Origin of the sequence: Pseudomonas sp. HMSC08G10, from assembly GCF_001808425.1 — a bacterium.
In the GTDB taxonomy this organism is placed as follows: Bacteria; Pseudomonadota; Gammaproteobacteria; order Pseudomonadales; family Pseudomonadaceae; genus Aquipseudomonas; species Aquipseudomonas guariconensis.
On the sequence record NZ_KV793300.1, the window covers coordinates 79062 to 98128 of the forward strand.

The 19067-nt window shown below is 62.3% G+C and carries 16 protein-coding genes; all 16 read right to left on the reverse strand.

The window, feature by feature from the left end; translation table 11 throughout:
* Nucleotides 1-230: 230 nt before the first annotated feature.
* The 16 genes from tilS to pyrH all read right to left on the reverse strand — a co-directional run bounded on the left by tilS (nt 231) and on the right by pyrH (nt 18966).
* Nucleotides 231-1526: a tRNA lysidine(34) synthetase TilS gene (gene tilS, locus HMPREF3173_RS08610; protein ID WP_070572407.1), complete on the reverse strand. Its 1296-nt coding sequence runs from the start codon at nt 1524-1526 to the stop codon at nt 231-233.
* Nucleotides 1527-1680: 154 nt separating this feature from the next.
* Complete coding sequence (locus HMPREF3173_RS08615; RefSeq protein WP_043208841.1) at nt 1681-2628, reverse strand: acetyl-CoA carboxylase carboxyltransferase subunit alpha; 948 nt, start codon at nt 2626-2628, stop codon at nt 1681-1683.
* Nucleotides 2629-2733: 105 nt separating this feature from the next.
* Complete coding sequence (gene dnaE, locus HMPREF3173_RS08620; protein ID WP_070572361.1) at nt 2734-6258, reverse strand: DNA polymerase III subunit alpha; 3525 nt, start codon at nt 6256-6258, stop codon at nt 2734-2736.
* A gap of 90 nt (nt 6259-6348) precedes the next feature.
* Nucleotides 6349-6972: a ribonuclease HII gene (rnhB, locus tag HMPREF3173_RS08625; RefSeq protein ID WP_043208846.1), complete on the reverse strand. Its 624-nt coding sequence runs from the start codon at nt 6970-6972 to the stop codon at nt 6349-6351.
* Between the two features lies 1 nt (nt 6973).
* Nucleotides 6974-8101, reverse strand: a complete 1128-nt coding sequence (gene lpxB, locus HMPREF3173_RS08630) for a lipid-A-disaccharide synthase (protein ID WP_070572363.1) — start codon at nt 8099-8101, stop codon at nt 6974-6976.
* 1 nt (nt 8102) lies between these two features.
* Nucleotides 8103-8879, reverse strand: coding sequence for an acyl-ACP--UDP-N-acetylglucosamine O-acyltransferase (lpxA, locus tag HMPREF3173_RS08635; RefSeq protein WP_070572364.1), 777 nt, complete (start codon nt 8877-8879; stop codon nt 8103-8105).
* The gene (fabZ, locus tag HMPREF3173_RS08640; RefSeq protein WP_003252314.1) at nt 8876-9316 is read right to left on the reverse strand and encodes a 3-hydroxyacyl-ACP dehydratase FabZ; all 441 of its coding nucleotides are present in this window, start codon (nt 9314-9316) and stop codon (nt 8876-8878) included. Before fabZ ends, lpxA begins: the two co-directional genes overlap by 4 nt.
* Nucleotides 9317-9429: 113 nt before the next feature.
* Nucleotides 9430-10485, reverse strand: a complete 1056-nt coding sequence (gene lpxD, locus HMPREF3173_RS08645) for a UDP-3-O-(3-hydroxymyristoyl)glucosamine N-acyltransferase (RefSeq protein ID WP_070572366.1) — start codon at nt 10483-10485, stop codon at nt 9430-9432.
* 1 nt (nt 10486) lies between these two features.
* Nucleotides 10487-10990, reverse strand: coding sequence for an OmpH/Skp family outer membrane protein (locus HMPREF3173_RS08650; RefSeq protein ID WP_043208855.1), 504 nt, complete (start codon nt 10988-10990; stop codon nt 10487-10489).
* A 44-nt stretch (nt 10991-11034) separates the two neighbouring features.
* Nucleotides 11035-13386 carry an outer membrane protein assembly factor BamA gene (bamA, locus tag HMPREF3173_RS08655; RefSeq protein WP_043208857.1) on the reverse strand — a complete coding sequence of 784 codons (2352 nt, stop codon included), beginning with the start codon at nt 13384-13386 and terminating at the stop codon, nt 11035-11037.
* Nucleotides 13387-13465: 79 nt separating this feature from the next.
* Nucleotides 13466-14818, reverse strand: a complete 1353-nt coding sequence (gene rseP, locus HMPREF3173_RS08660; protein WP_070572368.1) for an RIP metalloprotease RseP — start codon at nt 14816-14818, stop codon at nt 13466-13468.
* Nucleotides 14819-14893: 75 nt separating this feature from the next.
* The gene (gene ispC / locus HMPREF3173_RS08665) at nt 14894-16084 is read right to left on the reverse strand and encodes a 1-deoxy-D-xylulose-5-phosphate reductoisomerase (protein ID WP_070572371.1); all 1191 of its coding nucleotides are present in this window, start codon (nt 16082-16084) and stop codon (nt 14894-14896) included.
* A complete protein-coding gene (locus tag HMPREF3173_RS08670) occupies nt 16081-16896 on the reverse strand; it encodes a phosphatidate cytidylyltransferase (protein ID WP_043208863.1) in 816 nt (271 codons plus the stop codon). Before HMPREF3173_RS08670 ends, ispC begins: the two co-directional genes overlap by 4 nt.
* Nucleotides 16896-17651, reverse strand: a complete 756-nt coding sequence (uppS, locus tag HMPREF3173_RS08675; protein ID WP_043208866.1) for a polyprenyl diphosphate synthase — start codon at nt 17649-17651, stop codon at nt 16896-16898. Before uppS ends, HMPREF3173_RS08670 begins: the two co-directional genes overlap by 1 nt.
* Before the next feature lie 17 nt (nt 17652-17668).
* Nucleotides 17669-18226, reverse strand: coding sequence for a ribosome recycling factor (gene frr / locus HMPREF3173_RS08680; protein ID WP_043208868.1), 558 nt, complete (start codon nt 18224-18226; stop codon nt 17669-17671).
* Nucleotides 18223-18966 (reverse strand): UMP kinase, encoded by a 744-nt coding sequence (gene pyrH / locus HMPREF3173_RS08685; RefSeq protein WP_043208871.1) that lies wholly within the window; start codon nt 18964-18966, stop codon nt 18223-18225. The genes frr and pyrH overlap by 4 nt, the downstream gene beginning before the upstream one ends.
* Nucleotides 18967-19067: the final 101 nt, after the last annotated feature.

The window sequence follows — 19067 nt, forward strand, 5'->3', positions numbered from 1 at the left end:
CCGGAGAAAGCGAAGGAAGGCCGAAGCCCCCGATCACCTGCGTCAATCACAGTGCATCTCGAACAACTGCCGCGTCTGTACAAACCAGGGATATCCCCGGCATGGAGCTCGCTCGTCATTTTAAGAATCAGCCCAGCAAAAAACTGCTTGGTAATCGGCAACTGCTGTGTTTTCGAGGAACCCACAGAAGCTGTATCAAGAAGGGAGGGTAGTCTACCGGAATGTACCCTTCAGCTCAAACCTTGCACGCTCGTCGGCGGCCGCCAATGCAACTGGATACCGCCCTGCCCTGCCAGCGGCAGGTTGGCCACTGCCAACAGGCGCTCGCTCTGCCACAGCAGTGGCAAACGCGAGCGCACGAAATGCGGGACTTGCAGCTCGTTCAGCAAGCGCTTGAGGTTACGACGGCCCCGTCCTGGCACCTCGAGCATCTCGCCGCCCTGACGGTAGCGCACCTGCACCTCACCTGGCGGACAATCACCCTGCACGGACACGCAACCATTACCGGGTAACGTCAGAGGCACGCTTGGGTCCACCCAGGTCAGAACGCCCTTGACCGGCACCAGCCATTGACCCTTCAACCACCAGATGCGCCCATGACTGCGCTGCAACTCACCATCGCCCAGCCGCCACACTGGCTGGGCATCGACGGCTGCGTCACGCAGGCTGTCCCAGCCGGCCCAATGACGGGCGTCGGGTAACCGAGTCCGACGGCTCAACCAATATTGCAGGGCATTTCGCTGGCGCGCTGGCGATAACGCCTCAAGCGCGGCCAGATCGAGAGAGTCCAGGCCGAGCCAGGCAAACGGTGCCCCTTGTGCGGCTCCCGCCAGATCATCTGCCGCCAACTCGTCCAGCAAGCCCAGGGCCTCGCCCAAATGCCCGGCACTGCGGGCAAGATTGCTCGCGGCCTGAGGCCAACGCTGATTCAGTACAGGGAATACCTCGCCGCGCAGGTAGTTTCGGGCATAGGCGGTATTGGCGTTGGAGGGATCCTCGGTCCAGCAAAGCCCCTGTGCATTGGCCTGCGCGAGCAACTGCGCCCGACCGACCGCCAGCAGGGGCCGGGCCAGCCACCCCTGCCCCAGGGGGCGGGCTGCCGGCATGGCCGCCAGCCCGCGCAGTCCGGCACCGCGCAACAGACGAAAGAGCAAGGTCTCGGCCTGGTCCTCGCGGTGCTGACCTGTGAACATCACCTCCCCAGCCCCGAGCACTTGCGCGAATGCGGCGTAGCGGGCATCCCGGGCCGCCTGTTCCAGGCTGGCACCGGGCGTGACCTGAACATGGATGACCTTGAGCTCGAGACCTAGCCCATCACAGATCGACTGGCAATGTTGCGGCCAATCATCAGCAGCGGCTTGCAGGCCATGATGAATGTGCACGGCGCGCAGTGGCGGGGCGTGATGACGACGGGCGTAATCGGCCAGCAGATGCAGGAGGACGGTGGAGTCAAGGCCGCCGGAGAAGGCGACGTACCAGGCGGGGGCATTGAGCCAGGGGGAAAGTTGAACGGTGAGGTTGATCATCAGGACCTCACATTGCAGAGGATCATCGCAGGTGCGTCGCGCCCCTTTTCGCGGGTAAACCCGCTCCCACAGGTACAGCACTGCCATTGAGAGCAATGCCGTCGTTGTAAGAGCGGGTTTACCCGCGAATGAGCGCGACGCAGCCCCGAATGGGTCAGACGCCGTAGCTCATCAGGCGGTCGTAACGACGGGCCAGCAGCGCATCGTGGTCGAACTTGCCCAGCATCTCCAACTGCTCGACCAGATCGGCACGGATGCTTTCGGACATCTTCGCAGGGTCACGGTGGGCGCCGCCCAGAGGCTCGCTGATGACCTTGTCGACGATGTTCAGGCTCTTCAGGCGCTCGGCGGTGATGCCCATTGCCTCGGCAGCATCGGCAGCCTTGTCGGCGGTCTTCCACAGGATCGAGGCACAGCCTTCCGGCGAGATCACCGAGTAGGTGGAGTACTGCAGCATGTTCAGTTGGTCGCAGACGCCGATGGCCAGTGCACCACCGGAACCGCCCTCACCGATGACGGTGGCGATGATCGGGGTCTTCAGGCGTGCCATCACACGCAGGTTCCAGGCGATGGCCTCGCTCTGGTTGCGCTCTTCGGCGTCAATTCCAGGGTAGGCACCCGGGGTATCGATGAAGGTCAGGATCGGCATCTTGAAGCGCTCGGCCATTTCCATCAGGCGGCAGGCCTTGCGGTAGCCTTCCGGACGCGGCATGCCGAAGTTGCGGCGCACCTTCTCACGCACTTCACGGCCCTTCTGGTGACCGATGACCATCACCGGCTTGCCGTCCAGGCGCGCGGTACCGCCGACGATCGCAGCATCGTCAGCGAAGTGACGATCGCCGTGCAGCTCTTCGAACTCGGTGAAGATGTGGTCGATGTAGTCCAGGGTATAGGGACGACGAGGGTGACGGGCCAGACGGGCGATCTGCCAGCTGGTCAGGTTGCCGAAGATGCTTTCGGTCAGGGTATTGCTCTTGTCTTGCAGACGGGCAATTTCATCGCTGATGTTCAGCGAATTGTCGTTGCCCACCAGGCGCAGCCCTTCGATCTTGGCTTGCAGGTCGGCAATCGGCTGTTCGAAATCGAGGAAATTCGGGTTCATAGGCATCCGTCTTGGGTCTACGGCCAGGCGGCCGGCCGGTTGATCCGTTTGGCGCCCTACCTTAAGGGATCAGGCGCATTCAGGTCGAGATTAAAATTCGTCGGTTCAGCGGTATTGCAGGAAGACGTTCTCACGTCCGAACTGGTCACGCAGCGCTTGAATCAGGCCGTCGGCGGGGTCGATCGACCACTCGTCGCCAAACTGCAGCATCGCCCGCGCCTCGCTCCCGGTGTACTCCAGGGTGATCGGGCAGCCACCGCGATGGCGGGTGATCAGCTCGCCCAGCCAGGCCAGTCGGTCGCCCTTGAGGGCCTCGTGGGCCACCTTCAGGCGCAGACTCTCGGCCAGCTTGGTGCGGGCATCCTCCATGGTCATCACCTGCTTGACTCGCAGGCGCAGGCCGCCGGAAAAGTCGTCGTGACTGACCTCTCCTTCCACCACCACCATCGCATCCGTCTGCAACAGGGCCTGAGCCGCCATGAACGCATCGGCAAACAAAGAAGCCTCGATACGCCCGGAACGGTCGTCGAGGGTGACGAAGCCCATCTTGTCGCCCTTCTTGTTCTTCATTACCCGCAGCGCAATGATCATTCCAGCCACGGTCTGGATGTCGCGGGACGGTTTGAGATCGATGATGCGCTGGCGTGCGAAGCGGCGGATCTCGGTCTCGTACTCGTCGATAGGGTGGCCGGTCAGGTACAGGCCCAAGGTGTCCTTCTCGCCCCGCAGGCGCTCCTTGAGGGTCAGCTCGCGCACCTTGCGGTGGTTGGCGTAGACGTCGGAGTCTTCTTCGACGAACAGGCCGCCGAACAGATCCACGTGACCGCTGTCGGCAGTACGGGCGATCTGCTCGGCAGCCTTGATCGCTTCCTCCAGGGCCGACAGCAGCACCGCGCGGTTGCGATCGATGTTGGCTTGGTAGGCTTTGATCTCGTCATGGAAGTACGGGCCCAGGCGATCAAGCGCGCCACTGCGGATCAGCGCATCGAGCGTTCGCTTGTTGATACGCTTGAGATCGACGCGCTCGCAGAAGTCGAACAGGTCCTTGAACGGCCCGCCCTCGGCACGCGCCTCGACGATGGCCTCGACCGGGCCCTCGCCGACGCCCTTGATCGCCCCCAGCCCATAGACGATGCGGCCATCGTCGTTGACCGTGAACTTGAAGTCGGAGTTGTTCACATCCGGCGCGTCCAGGCGCAGCTTCATGCTGCGCACTTCTTCGATCAGCACCACCACCTTGTCGGTGTTGTGCATATCCGCCGACAGGACCGCAGCCATGAACGGCGCCGGGTAGTGAGTCTTGAGCCAGGCTGTCTGATAGGACACCAGGCCATAGGCGGCGGAGTGGGACTTGTTGAAACCGTAACCTGCGAATTTCTCCACCAGGTCGAAGATGTTGCCCGCCAGGTCTGCATCGATACCGTTGTTGGCGCAACCTTCAATGAAGCCGCCGCGCTGCTTGGCCATTTCCTCGGGCTTTTTCTTACCCATGGCGCGACGCAGCATGTCGGCGCCGCCCAAGGTATAGCCGGCCATGACCTGGGCGATCTGCATCACCTGTTCCTGGTACAGGATAATGCCGTAGGTCGGCGCCAGTACCGGCTTGAGGCCTTCGTACTGGTAGTCCGGGTGCGGGTAGGCCAGCTCGGCGCGGCCGTGCTTACGGTTGATGAAGTCATCCACCATGCCCGATTGCAGCGGGCCGGGGCGGAACAGCGCCACGAGTGCGATGAGGTCTTCCAGGCAGTCGGGCTTGAGCTTCTTGATCAGCTCCTTCATACCGCGCGATTCGAGCTGGAACACGGCCGTGGTCTCGGCCTTTTGCAAAAGCTCGTAGGTCTTCTTGTCGTCCAGCGGGATGAAGTCGATGTTGACGTCGGGCAGGTTCTTCTTGGCCTGCTCGCGGTTGATCGTCTCCATCGCCCACTTGATGATGGTCAGGGTACGCAGGCCGAGGAAGTCGAACTTCACCAGGCCCGCAGCCTCGACGTCGTCCTTGTCGAACTGGGTCACCAGGCCGCCACCCTCTTCGTCACAGGCGATCGGCGAGAAGTCGGTGAGCTTGGTCGGCGCGATCACCACGCCCCCGGCGTGCTTGCCGGTGCCTCGGGTAACGCCTTCGAGCTTCAGGGCCATGTCCCAGATTTCGCGGGCATCCTCGTCGCTCTTGAGGAAGTCGCGCAGGATTTCTTCCTGCTCGTAGGCCTTCTCCAGTGTCATGCCCACTTCGAACGGGATCATCTTCGACAGGCGGTCGGCCAGACCATAGGACTTGCCCTGGACCCGCGCCACGTCCCGCACCACCGCCTTGGCCGCCATGGTGCCGAAGGTGATGATCTGGCTGACTGCATTACGCCCGTAGGCCTCGGCCACGTAGTCGATCACCCGGTCGCGGCCATCCATGCAGAAGTCGACGTCGAAGTCGGGCATGGAAATACGTTCTGGGTTGAGGAAGCGCTCGAACAGCAGGTCATAGGCCAGCGGGTCGAGGTCGGTGATCTTCAACACATAAGCCACCAGCGAGCCCGCACCCGACCCCCGGCCAGGCCCCACCGGCACCCCGTTGTTCTTGGCCCACTTGATGAAGTCCATAACGATCAGGAAGTAACCGGGGAAGCCCATCTGGATGATGATATCCAGCTCGAACTTCAGGCGGTCCAGATAGACCTGGCGCTTCTCTTCGTAATTGGGCGTGGTCTCCTTGGGCCAGAGCACCGCCAGGCGCTCTTCCAGGCCTTCGTGGGAGACGTGACGCAGGTAGTCGTCGATGCCCATGCCGTTGGGCGTCGGGAAATCGGGGAGGAAGTACTTGCCCAACTGCACGGTGATGTTGCAGCGCTTGGCGATTTCCACGGTATTGGCGATGGCGTCCGGCAGGTCGCTGAACAGCTCGGCCATTTCCTCGGCGGACTTGAGGTACTGCTGGTCGCTGTAGGCACGGGGCCGGCGCGGATCGTCGAGGGTCCAGCCCTCGCCGATGCAGACGCGGGTCTCGTGGGCGTCGAAGTCGGACTGCTTGATGAAACGCACATCGTTGGTCGCCACCAAGGGCGCACCGAAGCGGTCGGCCAGCGCCACGGCGGCATGCACGTACTCTTCGTCACCGCTGCGATTGGTCCGCTGCACCTCGACGTAGAAACGGTCGGGGAACATGCCCATCCAATCGCCAAGCAGCGCCTGAGCCTCGTCCTGGCGCCCCGCCATGAGCGCCATGCCGATGTCGCCTTCCTTGCCAGCGGACAGCGCGATCAGCCCTTCGCTGGCTGGAGCGATCCACTCGCGCTGGATGATCACCAAGCCGTTGCGCTGGCCTTCGGTCCAGCCGCGGGAGATCAATTCCGTGAGGTTGCGATAGCCCTTGGGGTTCATGGCCAGGAAGCAGATCCGCGAAAGCGGCGCTTCCGGGTCGCTGCCAGCCAGCCAGAGGTCGGCACCACAGATCGGCTTGATGCCGGCGCCCATTGCGGTCTTGTAGAACTTCACCAGGGAGCACATGTTGCTCTGGTCGGTAATCGCCACCGCCGGCATGTTCATTCCGGCCAGTGCCTTGGCCAGCGGCTTGATCCGCACCAGGCCGTCGACCAGCGAAAATTCGGAGTGCACGCGAAGGTGAACGAAGGAAACCGACATGGAAAATCCTATAGCAGTGCCAGACAACAAGAGCGGGATTGTAGCGTAAAAGCCATGAAAGTTTTGGGGCCGCAAAGCGGCCCCAATCGATCAGATCAAAGAGTCGGTGATGCCCTCACGGGCCTCCCACGCCGCGCGCACCGGGGCGAAGGAACGCCGATGTATCGGCGTCGGCCCCAGACGCGCCAACGCCTCAAGGTGCACAGGCGTCGGATACCCTTTGTGCCCGCCGATCCCGTAGCCCGGATAGATCAGCTCGAACGCGCTCATCTCACGATCACGGGTGACCTTGGCCAGGATCGAGGCAGCCGCGATGGCCGGCACCTGGGCGTCCCCTTGAATCACAGGCGCCGCCGGCACCGCCAGCTTGGGGCAGCGGTTGCCATCGATCAGGGCGAGCTTGGGCGTGATGCTCAGCCCCTCGACCGCACGTTGCATGGCCAGCATCGTGGCCTGGAGAATGTTCAGTCGGTCGATTTCCTCGACCTCCGCCCGGGCGATGCAAAAGCTCAAGGCTTTTTCGCAGATCTCGTCGAACAGCGCTTCACGCTTGGCCTCGGTGAGCTTCTTCGAATCGTTGAGGCCAAGAATCGGCCGCTGCGGATCGAGAATCACTGCAGCGGTGACCACCGCTCCGCAGAGCGGGCCGCGACCAACTTCATCGACACCGGCGACCAGCTCCTCGACCAGATTGAAATCCAGCCCCATTTGCATCCTATTGGTCTCCCAGCAAGGCCAGCACCGCCTCGGCCGCTTGGTTGGAGGCGTCACGGCGCAGAGTGCGGTGGATCTGGTCGAAACTTTCGGTCTGCTGCGCGCCGTTGCTGATCAGCGGCGCCACGGTCTGGGCCAAAGCTTCACTGGTGGCGGCGTCCTGCAGCAGCTCCGGCACCAGCAGGCGCTGGGCCAACAAGTTGGGCAGCGACACGTAGGGGCTCTTCACCATGCGCTTGAGAATCCAGTAAGTCAGGGGTGCCAGGCGATAGGCGACCACCATAGGCCGCTTGTACAGCAGCGCCTCCAGGGTCGCGGTACCTGAAGCGATGAGCACCGCGTCACAGGCTGCCAGGGCCTGGTGCGAGCGGCCATCGAGCAGGGTCACCGGCAGGTCGCGGCCCTGCAGCATCTGCTCGAGCTGGGCGCGTCGCGCCGGGTTGGCGCAGGGCGAGACGAAACGCACGCCCGGCACCAACTCACGCAGACGCTGGGCCGTATCGAGGAACAACTCGCCCAGCCGGCCGACTTCACCACCACGACTGCCCGGCATCAAGGCCACCAATGGCCCCTCGCCCGCGCCTATGGCCTCACGGGCGGCCTGACGGTCGGCTTCGAGCGGGATCGTGTCCGCCAGCGGATGGCCGACGAAGCGCACCGGCACGCCCTTCTCTTCGTAGAATTTCGCTTCGAAGGGGAACAAGGTGAGCATCAGGTCGCAGCCTTCGCGGATCTTGAGCACACGCTTCTGCCGCCAGGCCCAGACCGAAGGGCTGACATAATGCACGGTCTTGATCCCGGCCTGACGCAGCTTCAGTTCGATATTGAGGGTGAAATCCGGCGCATCGATACCGATGAACACGTCGGGCTTTTCGGCGATGAGGGTGCTGATCAGTTCCTTGCGTCGCTTGAGCAGCTCCCGCAGGCGCCCGAGCACCTCGACCAACCCCATGACCGCCAGGCGCTCCATGGGGAAGTAGGACACCAGGCCCTCGGCCTCCATCAAGGGGCCGCCGACGCCAATGAAACGCACATCGGGATGGCGCGCCTTGAGCGCGCGCATCAGACCGGAGCCAAGAATATCGCCGCTGGCCTCACCCGCGACCAGCGCCACGCAAAGCTGGGCCATGTCAGCGGGTGATGCCGCGGGCGGAACTGAGAATCGACTGACGGAACAGTTCGACCTCGGGGTATTGGGAAGCAAGCTCGCCCAGCTCGTTGATCGCATCTTCCACAGTCAGGCCGTGGCGATAGACGATCTTGTAGGCGCGGCGCAGGGCGTGGATGACTTCGTCACTGAAGCCCCGACGGCGCATGCCCTCGAAGTTCATGCTGCGTGCCTCGGCAGGGCTGCCGAACACCGTGACGAAAGCTGGCACGTCCTTGCCGATGGCCGTCCCCATGCCAGAGAAGGCATGGGCACCGATATGGCAGTACTGGTGGACCAGGGTATAGCCGGACAGGATCGCCCAGTCACCCACGTGCACATGGCCGGCCAACGCTGTGTTGTTGACCAGGATGCAGTGGTTGCCGATGACGCTGTCATGCCCGATATGGGCATAGGCCATGATCAGGTTGTGGTCGCCCAGCGTGGTTTCCGAGCGGTCCTGGATGGTGCCCCGGTGAATGGTCACGCCTTCGCGGATCACATTGTGGTCCCCGATCACCAGACGCGTGGGTTCGCCCTTGTACTTGAGGTCAGGCGTGTCCTCGCCGATGGAAGAGAACTGGAAGATTCGGTTGTGCTTGCCGATGCGGGTCGGCCCTTTGAGCACCACGTGAGGACCGATGACGGTGCCCTCGCCAATCTCCACGCCTGGGCCTACGATCGACCAGGGGCCTACCTCGACACCGTCGGCAATCTTGGCCGACGGATCGATGATCGCCCGAGGATCAATCGAACTCATAGGGAGCGTTCCGCGCAAGTGATCTCTGCCGAGCAGACCGGCTTGCCGTCGACCAGGGCGCGGCACTCGAACTTCCAGATCATGCTCTTGCGGCTGAGGAACTTGGCTTCCAGCACCAGCTGGTCGCCTGGCAGCACCGGCTGGCGGAAGCGCAGCTTGTCGGAGCCGACGAAATAGTAAAGAGTGCCGTCCGCCGGCTTGGCATCGAGCATCTTGAATCCGAGAATCCCGGCCGCCTGGGCCATCGCCTCGATGATCAGCACGCCCGGCATGATTGGATGCGCCGGGAAGTGGCCATTGAAGAACGGCTCGTTGATGCTGACATTCTTGTAGGCACGAATGCTCTGGGCCTCGAAATCCAGATCCGTGACCCGGTCCACCAGCAGGAACGGGTAACGGTGAGGCAGGTATTCGCGAATCTCGTTGATGTCCATCATTTCGGGGGGAAGCCTGTAATAAGAATAGGGAGCGCAGGTGCTGACCACACGCTCCTTTTGCAATCCAAAGAGGAGCCAGCTAGCGTCTGTTCACTCTTGCTCAGGGAATGGTATCAGCCTTCTGATGTCGGCTGGCCACCTGAGGTCACGGTATCGACACGTTTTTCCAACTGCTGGAGACGCTTGGACATTTCATCCAACTGGCGGATACGCGCGGCGCTCTTGCGCCATTCGGCCAGAGGCTGCATGGCCGTGCCGGAAGAATAGCCGCCCGGCTCGGTGATCGAACGGGTGACCATGGTCATACCGGAAACGAATACGTTGTCGCAGACATCGATGTGACCCACCATGCCGACGCCACCGGCGATCATGCAATGCTTGCCGATGCGCGTGCTGCCGGAGATCCCGACACAGGCCGCCATTGCCGTGTGGTCACCGACCTGCACGTTGTGGGCGATCTGGATCTGGTTGTCGAGCTTGACGCCATTGCCGATACGAGTGTCCGACAGTGCACCGCGGTCAACGGCGGTGTTAACACCGATCTCAACGTCGTCACCCAGCGTCACACCGCCGATCTGGGCGATCTTCTGCCAGACGCCCTTCTCGTTGGCAAAGCCAAAGCCTTCCCCACCGATCACGGCACCGGACTGGATCACCACCCGCTTGCCGATGGTCACGTCGTGATACAGCGTGACCCGCGGAGCGAGCCAACCACCTTCGCCGATCACGCAACGTGCGCCAATAAAGCAATGGGCGCCGACCGTCACGTTCGCGCCGATCCGCGCGCCGCTTTCGATCACCGCGAACGGGCCAATGCTGGCGCTGGCATCGACCTGTGCATCCTCATGTACCACGGCGCTGGGATGAATTCCCGCCACAGCCTTGGGCTTTGGATCGAACAGGTGCGAAATGCGGGCATACGCAAGGTATGGGTCCGCCACGATCAGTGCGTTGCCGGCGAAGCCTTCGGCGTCCTCGGCCTTGAGCAACACCGCGCCTGCCTGGGAATCGTCCAGGTACTTGCGGTACTGCTTGTTGGCAAGGAAGCTCAACTGCCCGGCGGTGGCCTCCTGCAAGGTGGCCAATCCGGTGATCTGCAGCGCCTCGGGGCCTTTGAGTTGCGCCCCGAGGGCCTCGGCCAATTGGCCGAGCGTCATGGTCACGGTCATATCAACGGGCTTGGTTCATGCGCTCGATGACCTGGCGGGTGATGTCGTACTGCGGCTTGACATCGATTACCGCGCCGCGCTCGAGCACCAGGTCGTAGCCACCTTTCTTGATCACTTCCTCGACAGCGCCATCCAGCTTGGGCTTGAGCTGCTTGAGCATGTCACGGTCAGCAACGGCCTTGGCTTCGTTCAGCTCCTTGGACTGGAACTGGAAGTCGCGGGCCTTTTGCTTGAACTCGAGCTCCAGGCGCTCACGCTCCTGCTGCTGCATCTTGTCGCCACCCTTGATCAGGCGGTCCTGGATGCCTTTGGCACTGCTTTCCAGGTTCTTGAGCTTGGTCAGTTGTGGACCGAACTTCTTCTCGGCATCGACGGCGTACTTCTTGGCCGCGTCGGATTCGAGCAGCGCCATCTGATAGTTCAGCACGGCGACCTTCATTTCGGCGAAAGCCGGGGTGGCGACCAGCGCCGCGGCCATCACGGCCAGTTGGGTCAACTTACGCACGATGCACTCCTGGATAAACCGTTGTCGTTAAGCAAGGGCCGACCTTAGAAGGTCTGGCCCAGAGAGAATTGGAACACCTGGGTATCGGCGTCGTCTGGCTTCTTCACCGGCATCGCCAGGCTGAAGCTCAGCGGACCCAGCGCAGTGATCCAGGTGACGCCCAGACCGACAGAGCTTGCCATGCCCGAGAAACCGACCTTTTCGCAATCAGGCTTGTTGCCGCAATTGGTGTCGAACACGTTACCCACGTCCCAGAACACGGAGGTGCGCAGGGAGCGCTGGTCTTTGACGAACGGCAGCGGGAACAGCAACTCGGCACCGCCCTGGACAAGGACGTTACCACCGAATGGCAGCGGATCCTGGTCCGGGTCCTTGATGGTGCCCGGCTTGGTGCCCTGGCTCGGCGTACTGCGGGGGCCCAGACTACTGTCCTTGAAGCCACGCACCGAGTTGAAGCCACCCGCGAAGTAGTTCTCGTAGAACGGCAGGCCGTCGGTGGAGCCGAAACCATCACCATAGCCCAATTCGGTGTGCAAGCGCAGGGTGTAGTCGTTGGTGATTGGCTTGAACAGCTGGCCGCGGTAGTCGATCTTGAAGAACGACAGGTCGCTGCCTGGAGTGGTTACCTCGGCGCTCAGGCTCTGGGAGTGACCACGGGTCGCCAGCACACCCTTGTTGAGGGTCGATTCCGACCAGCCCGCCGAAGCCTTGAAGTTCAGGAAGCTGTCATCGCCTTCCTTATCCAGGAAGTCGAAGATCTCGTCGACGGTGTACTTGCCGGTCTTGATCTTGTCCTGCTGTACGTTCAGGCCGAAGGTCAGGCGCGAGGTTTCGCTGATCGGGTAACCGACGCTGACGCCAGCGCCCAGGCTGTCCACCGCATAGCTGGCCACGTCGACATCGAGGTCGTCATAGTCGGTGCTGCGGTAGAAGGCGTTGTAACCCAGGCTGACGCCGTCGGCGGTCCAGTAGGGGTCTACGAAGCCGAAGTTGTAGCGGGTCTGGTATTCCGAACGGGTCAGACCAACGGAAACCTTGTTACCGGTACCCAGGAAGTTGCTCTGGCTGATCGAACCACCCAGGATCAGGCCTGCGCTCTGGGCGAAACCGACGCTGGCGGTGATCGAGCCGGAGGCCTGCTCTTCAACGCTGTAGTTGACGTCGACCTGGTCGTCGGTACCCGGCACCGGCGGGGTCTCGACGTTAACTTCCTTGAAGAAGCCCAGGCGCTCCAGACGGGTCTTGGACTGGTCGATCAGGTAGGTCGAGGCCCAGCCGCCTTCCATCTGGCGCATTTCGCGACGCAGCACTTCGTCTTCGGTCTTGGTGTTGCCGCGGTAGTTGATACGGTTGACGTAGGCACGCTTGCCCGGATCGACCACGAACATGATGTCGACGGTATGGTCTTCGTCGTGCGGCTGCGGCACACCGTTGACGTTGGCGAAGGTGTAGCCTTCGTTACCCAGACGACGGGTGATCAGGTCGGAGGTGGTGGTCATCACCTTGCGCGAGAACACCTGGCCTGGCTGCACCAGCAACAGCGACTTGACCTGGTCTTCCGGCACCTTGAGGTCGCCGGAGAGCTTCACGTCGCGGACGGTGTACTTCTCGCCTTCGTTGATGTTGACGGTGATGTAGACGTGCTTCTTGTCCGGGGTGATGGACACCTGGGTGGAAGCGATGTCCATGTTGATGTAGCCGCGGTCCAGGTAGTAGGAGCGCAGACGCTCCAGGTCACCGGAGAGCTTCTCGCGGGCATACTTGTCGTCGTTCTTGAAGAAAGACAGCCAGTTGGTGGTCTTGAGCTCGAACAGCTGGCTCAGTTCCTCGTCATCGAAGACATTGTTGCCAACGATGTTGATGTGCTGGATGGCAGCGACGGTGCCTTCGTTGATCTTGATCTTCAGGCCGACACGGTTGCGTGGTTGCGGTACCACTTCAGCGTCGACTTCGGCCGAGTAGCGACCCTGGGCCACGTACTGGCGCTGCAATTCGTTACGCACACCTTCGAGGGTGGCGCGCTGGAAGATTTCGCCTTCGGCCAGGCCGGACTGCTTCAGGCCCTTCATCAGGTCTTCGGTGCTGATGGCCTTGTTGCCTTCGATCTCGATGCTCGAAACCGATGGGCGCTCGACCACGTTGATGATCAGGACATTGCCGTCGCGGCTCAGCTGGATGTCCTGGAAGAAGCCGGTCTTGAACAGGGAGCGCGTGGACTCGACCAGGCGGCGATCGTCAGCCTGGTCACCCACGTTCAAGGGCAAGGCACCGAACACGCTGCCCGCGGAGACCCGCTGCAGACCATTGACGCGAATATCGGAGATGGTGAAGGACTCGGCGTGAACTTCAGCGATCATCAGTGCGGAGAGGACCGCAGTTAGCAGCAGACGTTTCATGAAGTCCTTTTATTCCAACTGGCAATAAACAACCCGCCGCGATAAGGCGGCAGGTTCGTTCGCAATTGAGCGAAGCTTTTTATAGTCGACCCAGATCGTTGATCAGGGCGAGCAACATCACCCCGATGACCAAACTGATACCGATCTGGACCCCCCAACCTTGCACCCGATCCGAGAGCGGACGACCGCGCGCCAGCTCGATCAGGTAAAACAGCAAATGCCCCCCATCCAGTACTGGAATGGGCAGCAGGTTAAGAACCCCCAGGCTTATGCTCAGGTAGGCCAGGAAATTCAGGAAATCCCCCACGCCCGACTGGGCTGAAGCGCCCGCCACTTTAGCAATGGTTATCGGTCCGCTCAAGTTTTTTACCGAGAGCTCCCCGAACAGCATTTTCTTCAGCGATTCAAGGGTCAGGACGCTCATGCTCCAGGTTCGGGAAAGGCTCTCGCCCACCGCCTCCAGCGGCCCGTAGCTGATTTCACGAAGCATTTCTGCAGGCCATTCGACCCCCTTGACCCCCGCGCCAAGGTAACCCCCAGAGGCCTGCCCTTCACCGCGGCGTGCAAGGGTTACCGGGACCTCCAGCTGTGCGCCGTCACGCTCTACGCGCAACTGCACCTTGGCCTCGGGACGTGCGCGAACGCTGTCCACGACTTGCTGCCAGTCCGCCAGGGCAACTCCGTCCAGCGCAAGCAACGTGTCACCAGTCTTGAGCCCGGCCGCAGCCGCAGGCCCCTTGGGGTCGATCTCCGCGAGCACGGGAGGGATGACTGGACGCCAGGGGCGCAGGCCAAGAGACTGGATCGGGTCCGGCTCGTCGACACCCTTGAGCCAATGATCAAGATTGATTTCATGCTGACGCTCGAGGGTAGCGCCCTCATCGCGCACCCCGACCCGCAAGATCCCGCTCTCGCCAAGGCGGCGCACCAGTTGCAGATTGACGGCGGACCAGCCGTTGGTCGGTTTGCCGTCGATCGAGACCACTTCCTGGCCCGCGATCAGCCCGGCGGAAGCCGCAAGGCTGCCCGACTCCACCGAACCGATGACCGGGCGAACCTGCTGGGTTCCGAGCAGGGCCACGACCCAGAAGAACAGAATCGCCAGGAGGAAGTTGGCAATGGGGCCCGCCGCGACGATAGCGATGCGCTGGCCAACCGGCTTGCGGTTGAAGGATTGACCAAGCAGCGCAGGGGGTACCTCTCCCTCACGCTCATCGAGCATCTTGACGTAACCACCCAGGGGGATCGCCGCCACCACGAACTCGGTGCCATGGCGGTCGTGCCAGCGCACCAGCGGCGTGCCGAAACCTACGGAGAACCGCAACACCTTGACGCCGCAGCGCCGGGCGACCCAGAAATGGCCGAATTCATGGAAAGTGACCAATACACCCAGGGCTACCAGGGTGCCGATTATCATGTAGAGCGCTGTCATAACCATCTCCGAATGACGTTCAGCCCATCCCTGGAACTCGCGACCTGCAAGGCGTGAGCATGCAGGCCACCAGCATCAGTAACCGTGGCGCCTCAACCATTCCCGGGAAAGCTCCCGGGCCCGCTGGTCGGCGGCGAATACCGCATCCAGCGTTGGCAGCGCCACCACCGGCTCCTGGTCAAGCACCTGTTCGATCATACCCGCGATCTCGGGGAAGCGGATACGCCGCTGGAGAAATGCCTCCACGGCCACTTCGTTGGCGGCATTGAGCACGGCAGGGGCACTGTTACCGGCCTCGGCAGCCTGACGCGCCAGGCGCAGGCAGGGGAAGCGCTGTTCGTCGGGGGCCTGGAAGTCCAGACGAGCGATCGCGAACAGATCCAACGGCGCGACACCGGAATCGATACGTTCAGGCCAAGCCAGGGCATTGGCGATCGGCGTACGCATGTCCGGATTACCCAACTGGGCAAGCACCGAACCATCGACGTAATCCACCAGGGAGTGGATGACGCTCTGTGGATGGACCACCACTTCCACTTTGGCCGGAGCTGCATCGAACAACCAGCAGGCTTCGATAAGCTCCAGCCCTTTGTTCATCATGCTCGCCGAGTCGACAGAGATCTTGCGCCCCATGGACCAGTTGGGATGGGCGCAGGCCTGCTCGGGAGTGACATCTGCCAGCGCGGCGACGGGCGTTTCGCGGAACGGCCCGCCCGAGGCGGTCAGCAGGATACGACGCACGCCCACCTGGGCCAGGCCCCGTCCATGGTCGGTCGGCAGGCACTGAAAGATCGCATTGTGCTCGCTGTCAATCGGCAATAGCACGGCGCCGCTGCGCCGCACCGCATCCATGAACAGCGCACCGGACATCACCAGCGCTTCCTTGTTGGCCAGCAATACCTTCTTGCCCGCCTCGACGGCAGCCAGGGTCGGGCGCAGGCCCGCAGCGCCGACGATGGCCGCCATCACGGCATCCACTTCAGATGCACAGGCGACCTGACAAAGACCCGCCTCCCCTTCCAACACTTCGGTGGGGCAACCGGCAGCGCTCAGACCGTCACGCATACGCGCAGCGGCATCAGCGCTGGGCACCACCGCATAGGCCGGGCGATGGCGCACACAAAGAGCTAACAGCTCATCGAGACGGGAGTAGCCGCTCAGGGCGAATACCTGGTAACGCTGAGGATGACGCGCGATGACATCCAGGGTGCTGAGACCGATCGACCCGGTGGCTCCCAGCACTGTGATACGTTGCGGACGACTCACATGACACCCCATTCGGCCGCCCAGAGCAGCACGGCGAACATGGGGATTGCCGCGGTCAGGCTATCGATGCGATCAAGCACGCCACCATGACCCGGCAGCAGGTTGCTGCTGTCCTTGATGCCTTCGCGGCGCTTGAACATGCTCTCGGTCAGGTCACCGATCACCGAAGACATCACCACGACGACGGCGCCCAGCAGCCCAAGCAGTACTTGCCCGAAGCTCCAGTCGCGAACCAGGCCCACTGCAAGGGCGATCAGCAGGCTGACGGTCATACCGCCATAGACACCTTCCCAGCTCTTGCCCGGGCTGACCTGCGGCGCCAGCTTGCGCTTGCCGAAGGCGCGCCCGGCGAAGTAGGCCCCGATATCAGCCGCCCAGACCAAAACCATCACCGCCAGGATCAGCCAGTTGCCCAGCTGCCAATGCTTGAGCAGCACCAACCCCTGCCAGGCCGGCAACAACACCAGCAGCCCGATCAGCAGGCGACAGGCCGCACTGGCCCACAGGTCGCTGGTACGAGGATAGGTAAGGACCAACCAGGTGGCCAGCGCCCACCAGATCACCGACGCCCCCAAGACCCAGGGTGCGAGATCCGGCATCAGATAGAGCAGCATCAACGCCCCGGCCACCACAGCGGCATAAGCCAGGCGCAGCGGTTGGGCCACCAGCCCTGCCAGCCGCGCCCACTCCCAGGCACCAATGGTCACCACCAGGCCGATGAACAAGGCGAACTCCCCACCATTGAGCAGGAAGAAACCACCCAGCGCGATCGGCAGCAGGATCAGCGCGGTAATGATGCGTTGTTTAAGCATTAAGCACGAGCTCCAGCCTCGACCTGCTCGCTGGTCTTACCGAAGCGGCGCTGGCGCGAAGCGAAATCGGCCAGGGCGTTGCGCATGGCCTCGTGTTTGAAGTCCGGCCAGTACAGGTCGGAGAAGTACAGCTCGGCATAAGCCAGCTGCCACAGCAGGAAGTTGCTGATGCGATGCTCGCCCCCGGTGCGGATGCACAAGTCGGGTAGCGGCAGATCACCGGTGGCCAGGCACGTCTGCAGCAGATCGGGCGTGATGTCCTCGGGGCGCAGATGGCCCGCCTGGACTTCACGCGCCAGGCGCTGCGCAGCCTGGGCGATATCCCACTGGCCGCCGTAGTTGGCGGCGACCTGCAGGATGAAGCGGTCATTGCCGGCGGTCAGGGCCTCTGCTTCGCGCATTGCAGCCTGCAACTCAGGATGGAAGCGCGAACGATCGCCAATGATCCGCAAACTGATCTTGTTCTCGTTGAGGCGCTTGGCTTCACGGCGCAGGGCCGTGAAAAACAGCTCCATCAGCGCACCGACTTCATCGGCCGGACGCTGCCAGTTCTCACTGGAGAAAGCGAACAAGGTCAGCACCTCGACCCCGGCCTCGGCACAGACTTCGATCACCGCACGCACGGCATCCACGCCAGCCTTGTGCCCGGCGACGCCGGGCAGCAGGCGTCGCTTCGCCCAGCGATTGTTGCCATCCATGATGATCGCGACGTGACGCGGCACCGAAGGCGATGCCGCTGACTTGGTCTTTTCCATGAGAGAAACCCCTGGCCTCAAACGGCCATCAGGTCCTTCTCCTTGATTTCCAGAGCCTTGTCGACTTCAGCGATGAACTTGTCGGTCAGCTTCTGCAGCTCGTCGGCGGCGCGACGCTCTTCGTCTTCGCTGATTTCCTTGTCCTTGGCCAGCTTCTTGAGATCGGCCAGGGCATCGCGACGCACGTTACGCACCGAAACCTTGGCATCTTCGGCAACGCCACGGGCCTGTTTGGTGTAACCCTTACGGGTTTCCTCGGTCAGGGCTGGCATCGGCACACGAATGGTGGTGCCAGCGCTCGACGGGTTCAGGCCAAGGTCGGAGGTCAGGATGGCCTTCTCGATGGCGGCGCTGAGGTTCTTGTCGTGGGCCACGATCTTCAGGGTACGGGCGTCCTCGACGGTGATAGCAGCCACCTGGTTCAGCGGCATCTCGCTACCCCAGGCCGGCACCTTGACGCTATCCAGGATGCTCGGGTGGGCGCGACCGGTGCGGATCGCCGCCAGGTTGCGGCCCAGGGCCTCGATGGACTTGCCCATGCGCTCCTGAGCGTCTTTCTTGATGTCGTTGATCATGCTTCGCCTTCCTCGATCAGAGTACCTTCAGCGCCACCCACTACGATGTTCAGCAGGGCGCCAGGCTTGTTCATGTTGAATACCCGCAATGGCATCTTGTGGTCGCGGCACAGGCAGATTGCGGTCAGGTCCATGACACCGAGCTTGCGATCCAGGACCTCATCGTAGGTCAGGTGATCGAACTTCTCGGCGTGCGGGTCCTTGAATGGATCGGCAGTGTAGACACCATCGACCTTGGTCGCCTTCAGCACCACATCAGCATCGATTTCGATGGCACGCAGGCAGGCTGCGGAGTCGGTGGTGAAGAACGGGTTGCCGGTACCGGCGGAGAAAATTACCACATCCCCGGAGTTGAGGTGACGAATAGCTTTGCGACGGTCGTAATGATCGGTGACGCCGACCATGGAAATGGCGGACATGACCAAGGCCGGGATGTTCGAGCGCTCCAGCGCGTCGCGCATGGCCAGGGCGTTCATCACGGTCGCCAGCATCCCCATGTGGTCACCGGTGACGCGGTCCATGCCGGCTGCGCTGAGCGCTGCGCCGCGGAACAGGTTGCCCCCACCGATCACCAGGCCGACCTGGACACCGATACCGACCAACTGACCGACTTCCAGGGCCATGCGATCAAGTACTTTCGGGTCGATCCCGAATTCTTCCGAGCCCATCAGGGCCTCGCCGCTAAGTTTGAGCAAAATGCGTTTATAGCGAGGTTGGCGACCACTCACCTGCTGGGCCATTGCGAGTCTCTCCTGCGGCGTCTTAAGTAAATTCTGCGCGGGCTGGGTAACAGCCTGCTAACTGTAGCGTGGCACTGCTTCAGCGCCAGCGGAGCCTGGCC

Excerpts from the sequence above, each read along its gene's own strand:
- tilS (WP_070572407.1), bottom strand. The coding sequence starts at position 1,526 with ATGATCAACCTCACCGTTCAACTTTCCCCCTGGCTCAATGCCCCCGCC.
- HMPREF3173_RS08615 (WP_043208841.1), bottom strand. The coding sequence starts at position 2,628 with ATGAACCCGAATTTCCTCGATTTCGAACAGCCGATTGCCGACCTGCAA.
- dnaE (WP_070572361.1), bottom strand. The coding sequence starts at position 6,258 with ATGTCGGTTTCCTTCGTTCACCTTCGCGTGCACTCCGAATTTTCGCTG.
- rnhB (WP_043208846.1), bottom strand. The coding sequence starts at position 6,972 with ATGCAAATGGGGCTGGATTTCAATCTGGTCGAGGAGCTGGTCGCCGGT.
- lpxB (WP_070572363.1), bottom strand. The coding sequence starts at position 8,101 with ATGGCCCAGCTTTGCGTGGCGCTGGTCGCGGGTGAGGCCAGCGGCGAT.
- lpxA (WP_070572364.1), bottom strand. The coding sequence starts at position 8,879 with ATGAGTTCGATTGATCCTCGGGCGATCATCGATCCGTCGGCCAAGATT.
- fabZ (WP_003252314.1), bottom strand. The coding sequence starts at position 9,316 with ATGATGGACATCAACGAGATTCGCGAATACCTGCCTCACCGTTACCCG.
- lpxD (WP_070572366.1), bottom strand. The coding sequence starts at position 10,485 with ATGACCGTGACCATGACGCTCGGCCAATTGGCCGAGGCCCTCGGGGCG.
- bamA (WP_043208857.1), bottom strand. The coding sequence starts at position 13,386 with ATGAAACGTCTGCTGCTAACTGCGGTCCTCTCCGCACTGATGATCGCT.
- rseP (WP_070572368.1), bottom strand. The coding sequence starts at position 14,818 with ATGACAGCGCTCTACATGATAATCGGCACCCTGGTAGCCCTGGGTGTA.
- HMPREF3173_RS08670 (WP_043208863.1), bottom strand. The coding sequence starts at position 16,896 with ATGCTTAAACAACGCATCATTACCGCGCTGATCCTGCTGCCGATCGCG.
- uppS (WP_043208866.1), bottom strand. The coding sequence starts at position 17,651 with ATGGAAAAGACCAAGTCAGCGGCATCGCCTTCGGTGCCGCGTCACGTC.
- frr (WP_043208868.1), bottom strand. The coding sequence starts at position 18,226 with ATGATCAACGACATCAAGAAAGACGCTCAGGAGCGCATGGGCAAGTCC.
- pyrH (WP_043208871.1), bottom strand. The coding sequence starts at position 18,966 with ATGGCCCAGCAGGTGAGTGGTCGCCAACCTCGCTATAAACGCATTTTG.